Source organism: Bacillus salacetis (assembly GCF_049177075.1).
GTDB lineage: Bacteria > Bacillota > Bacilli > Bacillales > Bacillaceae_B > Rossellomorea > Rossellomorea salacetis_A.
This window is the reverse complement of sequence record NZ_CP185377.1, coordinates 857,064-874,743: the sequence shown is the minus strand read 5'-3', so window position 1 is coordinate 874,743 and position 17,680 is coordinate 857,064. Positions and strand designations below refer to the sequence as shown.

Sequence of the window (17,680 nt, the reverse complement as noted above, 5' to 3'; positions counted from 1 at the left end):
TCCTCCTTTTTACTTCGTGTAGTCATAGACTCCGCGTCCTGATTTCCTGCCGAGTCTTCCTGCTTTTACGTATTTCTCAAGCAATGGGGCCGGACGGTATTTCTCCCCGAGCTTTTCATGAAGATATTTCAGGTTATTGAGCCTTGCGTCCAGACCAACAAGATCTCCTAATTCGAATGGTCCCATTGGATAATTCAGGCCCAACTTGATCGCCTTATCGATTTCTTCAGGTGTCCCAAGTCCTTCCTGAAGCATATAGAAAGCTTCGTTTCCAACAAGTGCGGATATCCGGCTTGTTACAAAACCAGGGAACTCATTGATGACGACCGTCTCCTTGCCCATCTGTTTTGCGGCGTTTTCTACAAGCTGAACGGTCTCATCACTTGTTTCCAAGCCCCGGACAATCTCAACAAGCGGCATTTTATGTACAGGATTGAAGAAGTGCATGGCAATTACTTTTTCGGGGCGCTTTGTAAACGAAGCAATTTCTGTTGGACTCATAGTCGATGTATTGGTTGCAAAGTGACAAGAGTCATTTGCATACTCATCAATTTTCTCGAATACAGCTTTTTTGATCTCCGTCTTTTCAGGAACAGCCTCAATGACAAGGTCTGCGTCTTTAACCGCATCCGCCATATCTGTTGAAAACGACAATCTATCTTGAGCTGCAGCACTGTCTTCTTTGGAAAGTTTGCCGCGGTCCACTCCCTTTTGAAAAATAGAAGAAAGTTCTCCCTGCGCGCTGTCCAGCTGTCTTTGCTCAATATCAAAAAGGGTTGTTTGGAAACCGCCGACTGCACTTACATAGGCAATCCCTCTTCCCATTACACCGGATCCAATCACTACCAGTTTATTCATCGTCCTGCCTCCTTTAGGTCGAGTTTCTTCATTAATATACGCATCAAGGGACTGGTGCCTATCCGGATAACCGGATGGACCCGCAGTCCCGAGCATGCTGATTTATTTTATAAACCGAATGGATTCAATGGACGGCTGCCGAAGTAAGAGATGATGCTCTTTGTTTCTGTATATAGATCAAGCGTTTCGATACAAAGCTCTCTTCCGAATCCGGACTGTTTATAGCCTCCGAACGGAGTGCCCGGGAATGCGGAGAATGGGCAGTTGACCATGACAATTCCAGCCTGGATTGCTTTAGAAACCCTTGTTGCTTTTGCATGATCTTTTGTCCACAATGCAGAGCCAAGGCCATATAGCGTATCGTTGGCTAATTTAATCGCCTCTTTTTCATCACTGAATTTCATCACTACAACAACCGGCCCAAAGATTTCTTCTCTTACAGCTTTCATTTCATGGTTTACATCTGTAATGATTGTCGGCTCATACCAATGGCCGTTTTCAAAGCCCTTCACTGTTGCCGGTTTACCGCCTGCAAGGATTGTAGCTCCCTCTTCTTTCGCGGATTGGACATAACCATCGATTGTCTTAACTTGGTTTTCATCGATGATTGCACCGATGTGAGTTCCTTTATCAAACGGATCACCAAGGGAAAGCTGTTTTGTTTTGGCAACGAATTTCTCCATGAACTCATCATAAATGTCTTCATGAACATACAATCTTGAACGCGCTTCACAAGATTGGCCCGTATTATAGAAGATTCCGAACAGGGAACCGTCTACTGCTGCGTCGACATCCGCATCTTCGAATACGATGTTCGGGGATTTGCCGCCAAGCTCCAGTGTCACTCTCTTCAATGTTTGAGAAGCTCTCTCCATGATATTCTTACCGATTGGAGTGGAACCTGTGAAGGCGACTTTATCCACTTGATCATGCTCTACAAGATAGTTTCCGATTGTAGAACCTGATCCAGGGATTACGTTGACAACCCCTTGAGGAACACCTGCTTCTATGCAGATTTCTCCAAGCACGATGGCTGTCAGCGGCGTAAGGGATGCCGGCTTTACAACAACGGAACACCCAACAGCGATTGCCGGTGCGATTTTCCAAGCTGCCATCATCAGTGGATAATTCCAAGGAATGATTTGTGCACAGACACCGACAGGCTCTTTTTCCGCCACGTTCTGGAACTGACCTGGCACATTGTTCACTGTACCGCGGTGGCCGACAATGGCACCTGCATAGAATTCAAAGTCTTCGATTGCCTGCATAACCTGGCCTTGAGCAGCTGATAATGACTTACCGCTGTCCAGGATTTCCAAAGAAACTAACTCATTAAAACGAGATCTCATGATTCCGGCAATTTTCATCATCACTCTTTGGCGTTTGTTTACCGGGAACTTCTTCCACTTCCCTTTATCAAATGCGTCCCTTGCTGCCTGAACGGCACGTTCTGCATCTTCTGTTGTCGCTTTGGCAACAGTGGCAAGGGCTTCGCCTGTCGCCGGGTTGTATGTAGTGAAGGTTTCTCCTGATGAACTATCTGTTCTTTCACCATTGATAATCATTCCATAGTGTTCACGCTTTGTTTCAAGGACTTCGAAATTTTGTTCTTTTACAGTTGACATATTCTCATCTCCTCAAATTTTATTTTCCTTGGAATACTGGCTTCCTTTTCTCCATGAACGCCGTTACACCTTCACGGTGGTCGCTGCTCTGGCCTGCAATACGCTGGCCGTAAGCTTCTTTTTCCAAGTATTCTTCTAAACTGGAATTATAGCTTTCATTCAAATATCTTTTGATCAGGCCGATCGCCTTGGTTGGCATACTGGCAAGTTTTTCAGCGTAGGCTTTCACTTCAGCTTCCCAATCATCAAGACCAATCACTTTATTGGCAAGCCCCAGTTGTTCTGCTTTTTCGGCTGTGATTTTCTCACCGAAAACAGCCAGCTCCAATGCTTTAGCGTGACCGACAAGACGGGTCAGATAATACAGGTTTCCTGAATCGGGCACGAGGCCGACATGAATGAAGGCTTCTACGAAACTTGCTTTCTCTGATAACAATCGAAAATCACAGGCGAGTGCCAGGCTCATACCCGCTCCTGCCGCCACCCCATTGACCGCGGCAATAACCGGCTTTTCACATGCCGCCAATTCTTTTACCATTGGTCCATAATGATTTCGCAGCACCTCACCGTGGTCCATATCTTCCGTGACTTCACTTAAATCCTGTCCCGAACAGAACGCTCTGCCTTCTCCTGTGATCACGACGGCACGGACAGCTTCATCCCTGGAAGACTGTTTCAGTGCTTTGGCAATCTCCGCATTCATCTGTGCGATGAAGGCATTGAGTTTGTCAGGTCTGTTCATCCTGATCCAGGCCACTCCATTGCTGACTTCATAGAGGATCGTCTCAAACATATTGATGCCTCCTTTATTTCCCTTTATAGTTCGGTCTTCTCTTTTCGATGAACGCTTTCATACCTTCCTTTTGATCCTCGGAAGCGAAAAGCAAAGAAAAGTTCTTGCGTTCATACTGCATCCCTTCATATAGCGAGTAATCCACTGCCTTATGAACAGACTCTTTTATGAGACGAAGTGACAGCGGCGGCTGTTTGGCAAGCTTGGCAGCAAATCTCTTCGTTTCTTCCATTAAAATTTCCCTTGCTACGACACGGTTGATGATTCCCAAACGATGGGCCTCTTCTGCAGACATCCTGTCTCCTGTCATCAGCCATTCCATTGCGCGGGTCTTGCCGATCAGCTTCGTCAATCTCTGGGTCCCGCCGGCCCCCGGCATCACTGCCAGATTCACTTCCGGGAATCCAAATTCTGCATCATCGGCAGCAAACAGCATGTCACAGCACAATGCCATTTCAAAGCCGCCGCCTAAAGCAAAACCTTGAACCGCCCCGATAATCGGTTTTTTGATGACAGCAATCCGATCCCAGTCGGTAAATTGGTTAAGAAGTTCAAAATCAATCGCACTGTCATTGGCCATTTCATCGATATCGGCTCCTGCAGCAAATGCCCTTCCTTTTCCAGAAAGAAGGATGACCTTCACTTCCGGATCACGGTCGAACTGTTCAAATGCAGAGAGGATCTCGGAAACCATCTGCCTGTTGATGGCATTAAGGACTTTCGGACGGTTCAGTTCTACTGAACCAATCCCATCCTCCACACCGGCATGGATATATTCATAGTTATTATTCATTTACTTCTTCACCGATCATCAATGTAACGAGATCGCCGGCAAAAGACATAAGATCCTTTCCAGAAGCTTTACCTTCATCAGTTCTCAGAGCTGTTTTCAATGCATCATGGCTGTCATAGAACATTTCACACATCAGGTAGTATTTGCCTTCGCCGCCCATTGGGGAGCCTACGATTTTTGTAACTTTCATTTCTCTTAATCCCGGGATTTTTGCAGTGATCGGTGCATGTGTATTGAAGTAGTGCTCGTCGAATTGTTCCTTGTTTTCAGGATGCTTATAAAGTGCGATTAGTTTTACCATTTAAAATCTCTCCTTTTTCTACTTCTATTAAATAGTCGTTGATCTCCACTCCAGGTGTCGACTCAGCGGGGCGGGCGTTGAGCCTCCTCGGCTTCGCCTGCGGGGTCTCACCTGTCCCGCTAGTCCCGCAGGAGGTCGAACACCTTCCGTTTCGATCAACTAATAGTAAATAACGAAACTTCAGCTATCTTTAAACATCGAATTTTTAAAACCAACTTCTAATTCACATAATAGTAGATATTGGTTTCATTGCTTCGAACGGGTTCTTGCATTGTTTGCAGTACAGGATGCTTCTGCAGGCGGTGGGACCGAAGATGTTATCCAATGTTGTGTAGGGAGAATCACAGTAAGGGCAGTTGACCTTCCAGCCTCCGTCGTCCTCCAGTTTCTCCGGCGGCGGTGCGATGCCGAATTCCTTGAGCTTCTCCCTGCCGATTTCGGATACCCGGTCAGATGTCCATGGCGGACTGAATAAGAAATCCACGTCCGTTTCTGATATCGCAGAATCCGCCAGCAGGGCCTTTTCCACATTGCCCTTGATGATTTCCAATGCAGGACAGCCCATGAAAGTCGGCAGCAGCCTTACTTTTGCCATGCCGTTATGAAATTCAGCTTGTTCCACCATCCCCAGTTCGACAATGCTGATTGAATCAATCTCAGGGTCCTTTACCTGCTGAAGTATATTCACTATGCGTTCATCTTTTACTATCAATTGACTCATTCCCTTTTACCAGGCTGCCGCCGGGTCCGTGTTGTAGACTTCGCTCAAGGTGCCAATCGCCTGTTCAAGATCCGGTGTATGGACCTTGTTCCGGCCGTTCCCCCTCTTCATTTCCAATTGGGGAAGTGAAAGATTGGAAGATTCAAAGATTGGTTTCACAGCATTTTTCCAGCGCATGATGAGCATTTCCTCGCCCTCTATCAATCCTGCTTTCGCCATCTCTTCTCCCTGGTCTCCCAAGGAAAGGACTCCCGCGAAATCCGCTGCTGTCTTTTCAACTGCATTCATCATGCGTTTTCTTGCTTCTTCGTTAGAATTCATCAGCTGGGAGAACCATGTCTTCCAGTGCAGAAGGTGATAATAAAGTTCCATGTTCACCTTTACTGCCGCCTCTGCCAATGGCTGATAGGAGGAGTTCTTCAATGAGTCGATTTTGATCTTTTTCGCCTGAGCATAGAAATAGTTCCTGACAACAGCGAATGCCCAGTCATAATCAGGCTCCACCAGGTAAGTCCCTGAACCGTTGACTTCTTCCAGAATAATGGCATTCCGGCGTTCTTCTGCTCCTCTGGCATGAGCCAGGCTGTTCATCTCGCCCTCACCCAGATCCTCAAGGAGCCTGTAGAACATCGCCGCATGGCCCATCGTATCCTGGTTAATTGAAGAGAAAGCCACATCCTCTTCTATATGAGGTGCGAGGCCAAGCCATTCCGATCCTCTGTAGGCAATGATGAAGTCGTCATCCGCCAGCTGATACAGAAGCTCAACCAGAGCCGTTTTATATTTTTCATCTTTTATTTCTGCTGCACTGCCCACAGTCATGACTTTTTCACCTTCCCTTCCCATGACAGGATCTCTTTCTCATCCAGCATTTCCTGTTCATATTGGCGCCATTTTTTCTTTAGATAACCATAGCCCTTGGCATTCCGGTAATCCTTGTTATCCAGGCGTTGAAGAGATTCTTTTTCCTCTTGATTCATTTTGCGGATATCAGATCTCTTAACCACCCAAATATCTGTTGCAGGCTCCCTTCTCATGAAGTTTTCCTGTGCCATCACAAGCGCAATTTCCTGATTGGGTGCCAGCAGGCTGAACTGATGCTGCATCGGGGCATTATCTGTTCTTCTGCTGAATACTTCATACTCCTGGTAAAAATTCCTGCTCTTATCAGACATGTACACCGTCCCCCTTTTATCCTGCCGCTGTATCCCCGCTCAGTGCTTCACGGACCCAGGCGTTATTTTCATAAGAAATCCTTCTAAGATTCAATCTTTCTTTTGATTTTGGACCATTGTTCTTCACGATCTCTTTAAATTTGCTCCAATCCGGCTGCTGATAGATCCACTCTTCCTTTTCCTGATCAAAGTACATTGTTTCATCAGGCAGTTTCAATCCCAGCGAAAGGATTCTCGGCACGTATTTTGAAAAGAAATCCTGTCTCAGTTCTTCATTCGTTTTAGTCCGGATACCATACTTGATCGTAATATCCTGTTTGGAAGACCCAGTCGTAGAGGCACTCCCCGGACCGAAGAACATCAGAAGGGATTCCCACCAGCGGTCAACAGCTTCCTGGACCAAGGCCTTCTGCTCCGGTGTACCTTCTGCCAATGCCATGATGATCGCTTCCCCGTGCTGTGCATGGAAAACCTCTTCTGCACAGATACGCTTTAAAGCTCTTGCATATGGCCCGTAAGATGCACCCAGCATATTCGTTTGTGTAATAATCGCAGCACCGTCGACCAGCCAGCCGATCAACCCTGCGTCACCCCATGTCGGCGCTTCCATATGGAAGACATTATGAAACTTCAAATCTCCTGAAAATAAATCCTGCATGATCTCTTCCCGTGTTTTTCCATACGGTTTCATCAAGTCCTCCGCTACACGAAGAAGCAGTTGTCCATGCCCCATTTCATCCTGTACCTTCGCCATGATGCCGAGCTTTCTCCCAAGCGTAGGGGCTTTCGGAACCCACTCTTTTTCTGGAAGCGCTCCCATTATTTCGCTGATTCCATGCATGGAAATCAATTTGATCAGTGTTTTCCTGTACTCATCCGGCATCCAGTCATCAGCTTCAATTTTCTCTCCTGCTTCAATCCGCTTCATAAAATGCGCCAGCTTTTCTTCTTCAGACAAAGCCGTAAATGATGCTGTATCACTCATGTAAAACCCTCCTTAGATAACGTATTTCTTACGTTGTCCGAATATGTTGTTATACTATTTGAGACCAAATTTTTTTATACTTATACTTCTATTCCGCTTTCCCTCTTATCCAGCACCCGGACAGCTTTTCCTTCCGATCTTGGGAGGGATTTTGGACCATTCACCTTCACGTCCATCGAAACAAGACAGCTGCTCTTCATAATGTGCTGGATCTTCTTAGTCAGGAGATAGATGGTTTCGTGTTCCAGGTTCTGTTCAAGTCCCATGAATACTTCCTCTTTTATCTCCACATGAAGTTCGATTGAATCCAATGTACCTTTTCTTGTAAGGTGCAGCTGGTAATGAGGAGACAACTCTTCAACCGTAAGCAGGTAATGTTCCACCTCTGAAGGATAAACATTAACCCCCCGAATGATGAGCATGTCATCAACACGGCCCTTTACACGCGACATTTTCACCGTCGTCCGGCCGCATGTACATTTCCCATAAGATAATGATGCTATATCCCCCGTCCTGTAACGGATGATTGGAAAAGCTTCTTTCGTCAATGAAGTAAAAACAAGTTCTCCTTCTTCACCCGGCGGTAAAGCTTCCAGTGTGACAGGATTGATGATTTCCGGAAAGAAGTGATCTTCTGCAATATGAAGGCCTGCTTGAGCTTCGTGGCATTCCATTGCGACACCAGGACCGATGACTTCACTTAATCCGTAAATATCACAGGCTTTCAAGTTCCATTTCTCTTCGATTTTCTGCCTCATTTTTTCCGACCAGGGCTCGGCCCCGAAGATTCCATACTTTACTGAAGTCTGTGCAGGGTCCTTTCCCTGTTCCTCCATCTTTTCCGCGATACTCAGAATATAGGATGGCGTGCCGCAAATGACCGCTGGCTTAAAGTCCTCAATCAGTGTAATCTGCCTTTCAGCATTTCCACCTGATACTGGGACTGTCACCAATCCAAGCCTTTCACTTCCGTAGTGGAGCCCCAGTCCGCCGGTGAACAATCCATACCCATACGCATTATGCAGAAAGTCCCCGGGCTTCCCGCCGCCTGCCGCTATCGCACGGGCAACAATCTCGCTCCACATATCGATGTCCTTCCCGGTATAGCCGACAACAGTCGGTTTACCACTTGTTCCTGAGGAAGCGTGAACTCTCACCAGTTCATTCTGAGGGACTGCAAAGAGTCCGAACGGATAATGGCTTCGCAGGTCTGCTTTTCTGGTGAAAGGCAGAAGCTCTATATCATTCAGAGAGTGAATATCCTCCGGCCTTATACCCCTTTGATCAAACTTTTCTTTGTAAAACGGAACCTTGGAATATACATTGCGAACGGTTTCCTGAAGGCGTTCCAGCTGAATTTTTTCAAGTTCCTGCCTATCAGTCGTTTCAATTTCATGTAAAATCACCCGGTATTTCCCCCTTTATTCGACCATGACCCTCTCCCAGTAAATCTTCTCTATTTTTATATAACGCTTTTTAACCGTAATATATTTATTTTGTTATACATCTACATCAAAAAGATATCGTGAAACCTTTAAAAAGTCAATATATTTTCTGAAAATTTATATTTTTTCACTAACTTTTTGTAGAATCAACAACAAAAAGACCAGACGCTTAATAACGTCCGGCCCTGCTTATTTCCTTTTAAACCAAATCCGGTAAAAATCAATCCAGCCCTGTGAATTAATCAATGCCTGCTGGATGGTCTCATCACTTTCGAGCTCTGACATATTCTTATACAGCGGAAGAACCTGGCAGGATTTCAGCAATCTTTCTTCTATTATATATAGCTTTTTCATCCTGTCTTCTGAATCGGGCAAGCCTTTCAACTCTTTGACTTCATTTGTAATGGTTTCTTTTAAGTCTACTGATAGATGATGCCAAATCGGACTCGTTTCAGCAAGGATCAGCTGCAGGAAGCTGAATTCCTCCTGTTCAGTAATGGTGGCACTGTCGTGGATGATATCCGCTTGTTCCATTGTTTCCTTTCTTAGCAGCTCCTCCGCTGGAAAGAAAACATTTTTAACAGCGATCCCAAATTGACTGCACCTGTGCTTCAACCATTCAGAATCCTCTACATGATCCCTGTCCTGAAAAGTATAGAGCAGAAGCTCCTCTCCATTGTAATTACTTTTATTGAGGAGTTCCTTTATCATCAGGGTTTCAGGCTCTCTGATTCTGTTTAAAAACCCATCCGCGGCCTCCTGTCGAAATTCACCCAATTCCTCTACAAACAAAGAGGGATCAGCAATGACTTTCAAAGCCTGTCGGAGAAAAGGATAACGCATCGGTCCTTCCTTCCAGCTGTTCAACGAAAGAAACTGCACATTTTTCTCCAACCGTTCGACTCTTTTCCGGCCATTGCCTTCCTGATCTTTTTCACGATAATACCCAAATTCGACTTCCGTTTTCCCTGGGGTCCGGTCTTTACGCTCATCCGGTACGTTCCAGAACTCAACGGCATCCAAAAACGGACGTTCCCTGAAGTAGTGGTCATTTGCTTCCATTATGAGCATTGAGCCATCATTTTTCACAAGTCGGAAGGGACCTGTTCCAACCAGGGATTCAAGAAAGACTTCCTCCTGCGCGTTTTTGCTTACGATTGATAAATGCTCATCACTCAAAACATGAAGAAGCAGGAAATTAGGACATTTAAGCTTCAGCCTGATGGTATATGCATCAACGATGATGGTTTCTTCCAAATCCTCGAGCATCCATCTATAAGGATTTTGATTAAACGATTGAAAACGCTGAAGACTGAATTGAACGTCCTCTGAAGTCATTCGCCCTCCGTCATGAAACTTCACACCCTTGCGGATATAAAACGTCCATTCATCTCCCGCCTCATTTTGTTCCCAATGAAAGGCAAGGCGGGGCTCAAAGATCCCTTTTTCTTCATTATAAAAAACCAATGTATCACAAACATGCTTAAGGATATGGCATTCAGAACGAAGACTTGCAAGCATGGGGTCCAGCGGGGAAAACGGCTGTTTGCCATACTTCATCCTTAAGACATCACGTAATTTATCATTCTCTGATTCTGCATTGTAACCAAACAGGGTATCCATCCAGAGATCAAACTTCCCACTCAAAATCGGAAACTCTCCGCTGTATTCCTCAATCATGTCTTGAGCTGCGGTGAGCTTTCCTTTTTTCACAAGCTTTTTACTTTCGCTGAATAAAAGCTCTCCCGGCTCTTTCAAGAATGTCAGGGTCGATTTATTTCCTCTCCCCCTTCCAGGTGCCCACTTCGCCCACCCTTCAAGTACCCACTTCTGGATGGTCAACTTACTGTTGCGGTTCGTGCAATACAGCACATCTGAAATAGAGGAGAGAGAGATCTCATGTTCTTTTTCGATTTCTTTATTTAATGCTAAAAATATGCGTACATAGTGTTCTAATGTGATCATCGTCATTTCCTTTCAAAAAAGGTGAAGTATATTATCTTGTATTTCTACCCTTTTTCACCTTTTTCCTTCTTTATAAAATAAATACACAAGAAAGGACTGGTGAAGATGATAGGAAATCTTTTAAACCGCTATCCAGGACTGGTGTGGATTCGGGTCTTTGGAGAAATGCTGACGAGTGTAACGGGTTCCATGCTCGCTCCGTTTCTAATTATTTACCTCTATGATAAGCTTGACGGCAATGTGCTATTACCGATGATAATAGTCGGCCTGCAGCCGCTGTCTGAGATTATTATCACTTTTCTCGGAGGCGGCCTTACCGACCGTCTGGGAAGAAAGAAAATCATTGTGGCAGGGCTGCTTTTGCAGGCTGGGGCTATGGCTGGTTTTATTTTTGCTGAATCAGTCTGGCTGTTCGCCCTGTTATATATCCTCAACGGTGCCGGCCGTTCGGTATATATTCCGGCACAGCGGGCTCAGATAGCAGACTCCATTGATGACAGTATACGTGCTGAGGTCTTTGCCTTGCTCAATACTGTAGGGGCAGCCGGAATGGCACTCGGACCGGTCATCGGGTATTTCGTTTTCACACAGGATCCCGGCATCATTTTTGGAATGCAGGCAGCGGCTCTTATGGTTTACCTGGCTGTCGTCTATTTCAAGCTTCCTGAAACGATACCGGTTGATAGCGGGGAGAAAGGTGTTGCCATGAATGAAAGTTTCAAGCTGAAATCATTCTTATCAAACCACTCCTATGTATTGGGCTTGATGCTATTCAGTCTGCCGATCAGCTTTTTCTATGCCCAGGCAGAAACAAACTACCGGATTTATCTCGAAGACATATTTCCTGATTTCCTCGTAGTCCTGACCACTCTTGCCTCCATTAAAGCTGTCATGAGTATCTTGCTCGAAATTCCGCTTGTGAGGTGGAGCAACAAGCTCTCGTTTGAAAAAATCCTGATTATATCCTACAGTCTGTATTTTATCGCTGCACTGTCATATGGTTTCTCAACTTCCTTACTGCTTCTCATCCTCACACAATTGATTTTGACAGTTGCCGAGAGCTTAGGGCTAAACAGGCTTCTCAACCATATATCACATATAGCTCCTTCCAATAAACGAGGGCTCTATTTCTCAATCTATGGGACACACTGGGATCTATCCCGCATGGCAGGACCTTATCTTGGAGGGAAGATCATGTTGGAATGGGGCGGCAGCACACTGTTTTTACTATCAGCCTCTTTGCTCCTCCTTGGAGTGTTGTGCCAGGTTCTGCTGCACAAATCGGTCACAGAATCTTCAATGATGTTTCGAAGGAAATTAATGTTAAAATCAGAAGATGGATGAAATTATCGAATTGGCGGGTAAAAAGATAAAAGCTTGAGACCCTGGTCTCAAGCTTTTTCTATGCAGACTGTCTGCTCTGCTGCTCTTTTTCTCTTTTAAAAAGAGTTCTCGCTTTATCAAATGCGGGTTTCAATTTCTTCAGTTTCGAATCCCTTTCCAATCCCAACTGTTTATTCAACACATAATATATGACTTCCTCGATCACTGCCAGAAGGACTAACGCACCTACAGCTATCCATATCCACATCGCCATCAATCAACAGACCCCTTTCTAATACCCGTACTATTACAATTTCTATTCTTCTAAGTACCACAAAATGACAGAAGGTTAAACCTGAAATTTTCTTGTTGGGCGGGGTGGCGGGTGGGGTGCTGAGGCGTTTATCGGCGATTTTGGGGATTTATCAGCGATTTTCAATATTTATCGGCGATTCTACAGTTTTATCGACGATTCTTAAAATTTATCGGCGATTACATAAAATTTACTCGATTAGTCCTGTCAAAAAGTAAGTTCGGGACTTCTTGTCGCCTTCGTATCTGGAAGAAGCTGCTCCCAATAGTCGTTTTGTAACTGAACTAGATTCAATCCTTAGAAACTTACAAGCTTGTGCATTCGTAATTTTTGTATCTATTAAAAGTGCGTAGTCTTTTAAAGCTTTTAGATGGGCATTTTTAGAAACTGCTGAACATCTAGGACACGTCCACCTTCCTTTCCTTCTTTTCATAGGAAGATATCTGCATTCCGGACAATGAACACCGGTCAACAGATCAATTTGAGATAAATCATAATTTTTAAGAATGTCAGGATTATGAGGTGAATGGTTTTGCAAGATAAGGTGGGAGAGGATAGTGTGTTCTGAAGAGCTTATTACATTTTCAAGGTATTGTTTTTCCAGCTTCTTTATTTTAAAAGGGAAAAATTCCTTATGGATTACTTTTTCCGGGACAGTTTTATTCCCTTGGGTAGTCTGCAAAACCGCTTTATTAGAGGTGCTTATAACGAGGCTTTCTATTGGGAGGTTGGATAACTTAGAATTCCGGCGTAACCACTTATTCAACTGGAACTTTTGTCTTTCTGCTTGAAGAATTGGATCAGCGTAGGGTTCCATGACATTTTCTTCGGTTATTCTTGTAAATTGATTAAATTCTGGTTCGAATTTTAGTATTCCCGCCATTCTTTTAATTTCGGAAATAATAATTAGTTTTCGAGAAATTAAAAGTGTGTCAATTTGAAAGTAATTGGTTCCATCAAATAACCTTATTCCATGAAAAATATGATAATCAGGCTCTTCTAGAAAACTTAGGAAATAATCTAGACTTTGTTCTCCCTTATACCCTGTCAGTCTATTTATAAGGTGCTGGTTTATCATCTGCTTTTTTTCGTGGTTGGCCGCAAGGCGGTCGTTTAGTGCTTCTAGTTTTGTGATATAAATAGGTTTTTCTCTTGCTTTTATAATCATTGCTTCACTCCTTTTGGTTAGTTGTTTATATATTCTCTACTTGGTCGATAAATCCTTTTAAAGTTGACTGAAGATAATCTGTTATCGGCGATTTTTGAGGTTTATCAACAATTCTACAGGTTTATCAGCGATTCCGAAGATTTATCGGCGGTTATTTGATTTTATCGGCGGAAATCACTCGTTTATCGGCCAACCGACACATTTCGACACACACACTCCCACACCATCCCCAGCCAACCACCCAAACAACAAAAAAAACCCCCAGGCAAAAGCCTGGGGGCAGCAAACCAATCACTTATCCAGTTTCAATTTAGCAAGCGCGTCCGCCAATGCGGTGTTGACCGGAGCATCATCCTGCTTTTTCATGTACTTATTCACATCACGCTTGGAAACTTTGTTGTTCTTCTCTTTCTTCCTTCTTTCATTAAAGGTGGAAAGCTTTTCCCTGTGGCCGCAGACACAAGTGAACATCTGGCCTTCACCTTCTCCGCGCAGGTCCAATCGTTTGTGGCAGTTCGGGCAGCGCGCGTTGGTTTTCTTGCTGACGTTCTTGCGGTATCCACACTCACGGTCTTTACACACGAGTTTCTTACCGTGTTTGTTTTTGACTTCAAGCATAAGATTTCCGCAGTCCGGGCATTTTGTTCCCGTAATGTTGTCATGCGCGAACTTTTTATTACTGTTTTTGATTTCATGTACTGATTGTTTGGTATAGTCTTTAATTTCACTGATGAAGGCATTTTTGTTCAATCTGCCTTTTGAAATGGCTTCGAGTTTTTGCTCCCATTCAGCAGTCAAATCAGGAGACTTCAGCTCATCAGGAGCCAAATCCAAGAGCTGCTTTCCTTTGGAAGTGATCATGATCGACTTCCCTTTATTCTCAATCAGACCGGAATTGAACAATTTTTCGATAATATCGGCACGGGTGGCGACGGTTCCCAGTCCCCCGGCGGAACTGATGGTCTTGATCAGTTCTTTATCCTCACCAGCCATATATTTCTTTGGATTTTCCATGGCGGAAAGAAGAGTTCCCTCATTAAATCGGCTTGGAGGCTGCGTTTCACCTGTCGTTCTTTCAATAGAAGAAACAGATAAGACATCCGCCTTCTCAATCTTTGGCAGCCTTTGATCAGCCAGCCCGTCCCCTGCGTCTTCTCCAGAACCAGAACGGTCAAAGATTTCTTTCCAGCCCTGTTCTATGATGCGTTTTCCTTTGGCAACAAATCTCTCACCGGCGATTTCTGCTTCAATGGTAGTTTGTTCATATTGGAACGGCGGTAAAAACATCGCGAGGAATCGCTTTACAACCAGGTCATAAATCTTCCGTTCTTTATCGCTCAGTGAATTCAAGAATGCTGTCTGCTCAGTCGGAATGATGGCATGGTGATCGGAAACCTTGCTGTCATCGACAAATGCTTTCCCAAGTTTTCCGGAACTCTTCATCGCTTTTGCCGCAAGCTGATTGTATGGTTTGATGGAGACAGCTTGAATCCGATCCTTTAGTGTATCGACAATATCACTGGAAAGGTGGCGCGAATCCGTCCGCGGATAGGTCAAAAGCTTATGCTGTTCATACAATTTCTGCATGATGGACAAAGTCTCTTTTGCCGAGTAACCGAAAATCTTATGGGCATCACGCTGAAGTTCAGTGAGATCATACAGTTGAGGAGAATAGCTTTTCTTCAGACTTTTATCAACAGACGTCACGCTGGCTTTTTTCTCGCCTTTCAGTTTTCCGGACACTTTTTCGATAAAGTCTTTTGAAAAAGTACGATATTCTTTTGTTTTGCTATCCTGCCATGTCAGTGTGAAGTCCCGACTCTTTGCTTTTAATCCGAAGAACGGTTTCGGTTTGAAGTTTTTGATTTCTTCTTCTCTTTGAGCAATGATTCCCAGCGTCGGCGTCTGCACCCGTCCGCATGATAACTGGGCGTTGTGTTTCACTGTCAGCGCACGGGTGGCGTTCATTCCGACATACCAGTCCGCTTCAGAACGAGCCTGTGCAGCGGCATACAGATTTTCATACTCCTTGCCGCTTTTCAAATTCCGGAATCCTTCCTTGATCGCCTTGTCGGTTACAGATGAAATCCACAAGCGTTTGATCGGCTTGTTCACTCGTGCTTTTTCAATGATCCAGCGGGCAACAAGCTCCCCTTCCCGGCCGGCATCCGTTGCGATTACAATCTCTTTTACATCCTGACGGGTCATTTGACTTTTAACAGCATTGAACTGTCTGCCCGTCTTCTTGATGACAACCAATTTTAATTTATCCGGCATCATAGGGAGATCTTCAATTCTCCACGTCTGGTATTTGCTATCATAGGCATCCGGTTCAGCGAGGGTGACCAGGTGACCCAGCGCCCATGTAACAATATATTTGTCTCCTTCAATGAATCCATTTCCTTTTTTATGGCAATTCAGTACAGCGGCAATATCCCTGCCGACTGAAGGTTTCTCAGCGAGCACTAACGTTTTACTCAATCTAAACAAATCCTTTCCTTTGCGCGCGAACGCATAGTACTTCTATTATACAGGATTCCCTTCCACAGTTTAAGGACGGACTTCCGCCCTAAAAAATAGGCTATCCTTGACATTTCTTTAGAATAGAATATAATTAACCTTTGTATTCCGACTTGTTTTATATGAATTATAAGAATAGGTGATTAATATGTTTATTAATATAGAAAACCTCAATAAATACTTTAACGATAAGGATGGCCAGCCGGTTACGGTTCTGAAGGACATCGACCTGACCATTGAAAAAGGGGAATTTGTCTCAATCCTCGGGCCTTCCGGATGTGGTAAATCCACCCTTTTGAACATTGTTGCCGGGCTTACTTCCGCATCTTCAGGTGTGGTCGAGGCAGCAGGCCATTCCATCAAGAAGCCGGGAAAAGACAGGGGCATGGTCTTTCAGCAGGCGGCATTGTTCCCTTGGCTCAACGTCCTGGATAATGTCATGTTTCCTTTAAAAAAGGAAATGTCCAAAAAAGATGCCGCTGAACAGGCAAAGAAATATTTGAAAATGGTTCAGTTGAGCAATTACCTTCATCATTTTCCTCATGAACTTTCCGGCGGGATGCAGCAGCGTGTAGCGATTGCCCGCGCACTGGCAATGAATCCGGAAATTCTCCTGATGGATGAACCATTCGGAGCTCTTGATGAACAGACGCGGTCACGCCTCCACCAGCAGCTTGAACAAATCTGGGTGGATACCAAGAAAACCGTGATGTTCGTAACACACAGCATTTCTGAATCCATCAAGCTTTCAGACCGGATTATCGTTATGGGAACACGCCCCGGAACCATCATAGCGGATATTAAAGTGAATATCCCGCGGCCGCGTGAAGAGCACAAAGAAGAGATGATCGCAATTGAAGAAGAGATCATGGTTCATCTCAAGAAAGAAATCGATAAAGTAGTCAGCGAGGAATTAGCTTATGAAGCCAATAGTTAAAAAGTTAATATTTTTTGCAGTAGTCCTTCTGCTTTGGGAAGGCGGAGCACGGCTGGGATTATGGCCGAAGATCATCCTTCCCGCACCTACGGATGTCTATCAGGCGTTAAAAATCGGCTTCTCCGACATGACCCTTGTCTATGACCTGATTGCCAGCTTCAGACGCTTGTTTATCGGTCTCGGGATCGCTCTTTTGATTGGAACCTCTATCGGTGTCCTGCTAGCCAAATCCAAAACAGCAGATGAGACACTCGGTTCCCTGCTTCTCGCATTCCAAAGCGTGCCAAGTATCGTGTGGCTTCCTTTGGCCATTATGTGGTTTGGGATGAATGAAACAGCCGTGATTTTTGTTGTCGTACTTGGCGGAACTTTCGTCATGGCCCTCAACATCCGTACAGGGATCAAAAATGTGTCGCCATTGTTTACACGGGCAGCACAGACAATGGGATCTAAAGGCGTTGACTTATTTATCAGAGTCACTCTCCCTGCTTCCGTCCCTTACGCAGTCACAGGTGCAAGGCTCGCCTGGGCATTTGCCTGGAGAGCACTGATGGCCGGTGAATTGCTAAGCACAGGACCTGGTCTTGGATATACACTCCGTTACGCTTCAGATTTTGGAGACATGTCACTCGTCATCGGCGTCATGATCATCATCGGTGTCATCGGTGCCATCGTCGACCAGCTGATCTTCTCAAGAATTGAAAAATCCGTACTGAGACGCTGGGGATTACAAACATAAAAACTTAATTTTAAAATAA

At 44.7% G+C, this 17,680-nt stretch carries 17 protein-coding genes; 3 read left to right on the top strand and 14 right to left on the bottom strand.

Annotation, left to right across the window (positions count from 1 at the left end; translation table 11 throughout):
• Positions 1–9: 9 nt before the first annotated feature.
• The 11 genes from ACOJQI_RS04390 to ACOJQI_RS04340 all read right to left on the bottom strand — a co-directional run bounded on the left by ACOJQI_RS04390 (position 10) and on the right by ACOJQI_RS04340 (position 10,661).
• A complete protein-coding gene (locus ACOJQI_RS04390; RefSeq protein ID WP_421383828.1) occupies positions 10–858 on the bottom strand; it encodes a 3-hydroxyacyl-CoA dehydrogenase in 849 nt (282 codons plus the stop codon).
• Between the two features lie 107 nt (positions 859–965).
• Complete coding sequence (locus ACOJQI_RS04385; protein ID WP_421383827.1) at positions 966–2,483, bottom strand: aldehyde dehydrogenase family protein; 1,518 nt, start codon at positions 2,481–2,483, stop codon at positions 966–968.
• Between the two features lie 19 nt (positions 2,484–2,502).
• Positions 2,503–3,276: an enoyl-CoA hydratase-related protein gene (locus tag ACOJQI_RS04380; protein WP_421383826.1), complete on the bottom strand. Its 774-nt coding sequence runs from the start codon at positions 3,274–3,276 to the stop codon at positions 2,503–2,505.
• Between the two features lie 13 nt (positions 3,277–3,289).
• Positions 3,290–4,069 carry an enoyl-CoA hydratase/isomerase family protein gene (locus ACOJQI_RS04375; RefSeq protein ID WP_421383825.1) on the bottom strand — a complete coding sequence of 260 codons (780 nt, stop codon included), beginning with the start codon at positions 4,067–4,069 and terminating at the stop codon, positions 3,290–3,292.
• Complete coding sequence (locus tag ACOJQI_RS04370) at positions 4,062–4,370, bottom strand: EthD family reductase (RefSeq protein WP_421383824.1); 309 nt, start codon at positions 4,368–4,370, stop codon at positions 4,062–4,064. The genes ACOJQI_RS04375 and ACOJQI_RS04370 overlap by 8 nt, the downstream gene beginning before the upstream one ends.
• 223 nt (positions 4,371–4,593) lie before the next feature.
• Entirely contained in the window at positions 4,594–5,091 is a 498-nt protein-coding gene (paaD, locus tag ACOJQI_RS04365) for a 1,2-phenylacetyl-CoA epoxidase subunit PaaD (RefSeq protein WP_421383823.1), read from the bottom strand.
• Between the two features lie 6 nt (positions 5,092–5,097).
• The gene (gene paaC, locus ACOJQI_RS04360) at positions 5,098–5,913 is read right to left on the bottom strand and encodes a 1,2-phenylacetyl-CoA epoxidase subunit PaaC (RefSeq protein ID WP_421385386.1); all 816 of its coding nucleotides are present in this window, start codon (positions 5,911–5,913) and stop codon (positions 5,098–5,100) included.
• Positions 5,910–6,266: a 1,2-phenylacetyl-CoA epoxidase subunit PaaB gene (gene paaB, locus ACOJQI_RS04355; protein WP_421383822.1), complete on the bottom strand. Its 357-nt coding sequence runs from the start codon at positions 6,264–6,266 to the stop codon at positions 5,910–5,912. Before paaB ends, paaC begins: the two co-directional genes overlap by 4 nt.
• A gap of 16 nt (positions 6,267–6,282) precedes the next feature.
• Positions 6,283–7,251, bottom strand: coding sequence for a 1,2-phenylacetyl-CoA epoxidase subunit PaaA (gene paaA / locus ACOJQI_RS04350; protein WP_421383821.1), 969 nt, complete (start codon positions 7,249–7,251; stop codon positions 6,283–6,285).
• A gap of 80 nt (positions 7,252–7,331) precedes the next feature.
• On the bottom strand, positions 7,332–8,657 hold the full coding sequence (paaK, locus tag ACOJQI_RS04345) for a phenylacetate--CoA ligase PaaK (RefSeq protein WP_421383820.1): 1,326 nt from the start codon (positions 8,655–8,657) through the stop codon (positions 7,332–7,334).
• Positions 8,658–8,885: 228 nt separating this feature from the next.
• Positions 8,886–10,661, bottom strand: coding sequence for an ABC transporter substrate-binding protein (locus tag ACOJQI_RS04340; protein WP_421383819.1), 1,776 nt, complete (start codon positions 10,659–10,661; stop codon positions 8,886–8,888).
• A 108-nt stretch (positions 10,662–10,769) separates the two neighbouring features.
• Here ACOJQI_RS04340 and ACOJQI_RS04335 point away from each other — a divergent pair, with 108 nt between their 5' ends.
• Entirely contained in the window at positions 10,770–12,005 is a 1,236-nt protein-coding gene (locus ACOJQI_RS04335) for an MDR family MFS transporter (protein WP_421385385.1), read from the top strand.
• Positions 12,006–12,063: 58 nt separating this feature from the next.
• Here the strand turns inward: ACOJQI_RS04335 and ACOJQI_RS04330 are convergent, their stop codons facing one another.
• The 3 genes from ACOJQI_RS04330 to ACOJQI_RS04320 all read right to left on the bottom strand — a co-directional run bounded on the left by ACOJQI_RS04330 (position 12,064) and on the right by ACOJQI_RS04320 (position 15,946).
• A complete protein-coding gene (locus ACOJQI_RS04330; RefSeq protein WP_421383818.1) occupies positions 12,064–12,258 on the bottom strand; it encodes a hypothetical protein in 195 nt (64 codons plus the stop codon).
• 229 nt (positions 12,259–12,487) lie between these two features.
• Positions 12,488–13,465, bottom strand: a complete 978-nt coding sequence (locus ACOJQI_RS04325) for a nuclease-related domain-containing protein (protein ID WP_421383817.1) — start codon at positions 13,463–13,465, stop codon at positions 12,488–12,490.
• 291 nt (positions 13,466–13,756) lie between these two features.
• Positions 13,757–15,946, bottom strand: a complete 2,190-nt coding sequence (locus ACOJQI_RS04320) for a DNA topoisomerase III (protein ID WP_421383816.1) — start codon at positions 15,944–15,946, stop codon at positions 13,757–13,759.
• 187 nt (positions 15,947–16,133) lie between these two features.
• On the opposite strand from ACOJQI_RS04320, the gene ACOJQI_RS04315 reads away from it, so the two are divergent.
• Both ACOJQI_RS04315 and ACOJQI_RS04310 read left to right on the top strand, forming a co-directional pair.
• Positions 16,134–16,922 (top strand): ABC transporter ATP-binding protein, encoded by a 789-nt coding sequence (locus ACOJQI_RS04315; protein ID WP_421383815.1) that lies wholly within the window; start codon positions 16,134–16,136, stop codon positions 16,920–16,922.
• Complete coding sequence (locus ACOJQI_RS04310; protein ID WP_421383814.1) at positions 16,906–17,661, top strand: ABC transporter permease; 756 nt, start codon at positions 16,906–16,908, stop codon at positions 17,659–17,661. The genes ACOJQI_RS04315 and ACOJQI_RS04310 overlap by 17 nt, the downstream gene beginning before the upstream one ends.
• The last annotated feature ends 19 nt before the right edge of the window (positions 17,662–17,680 follow it).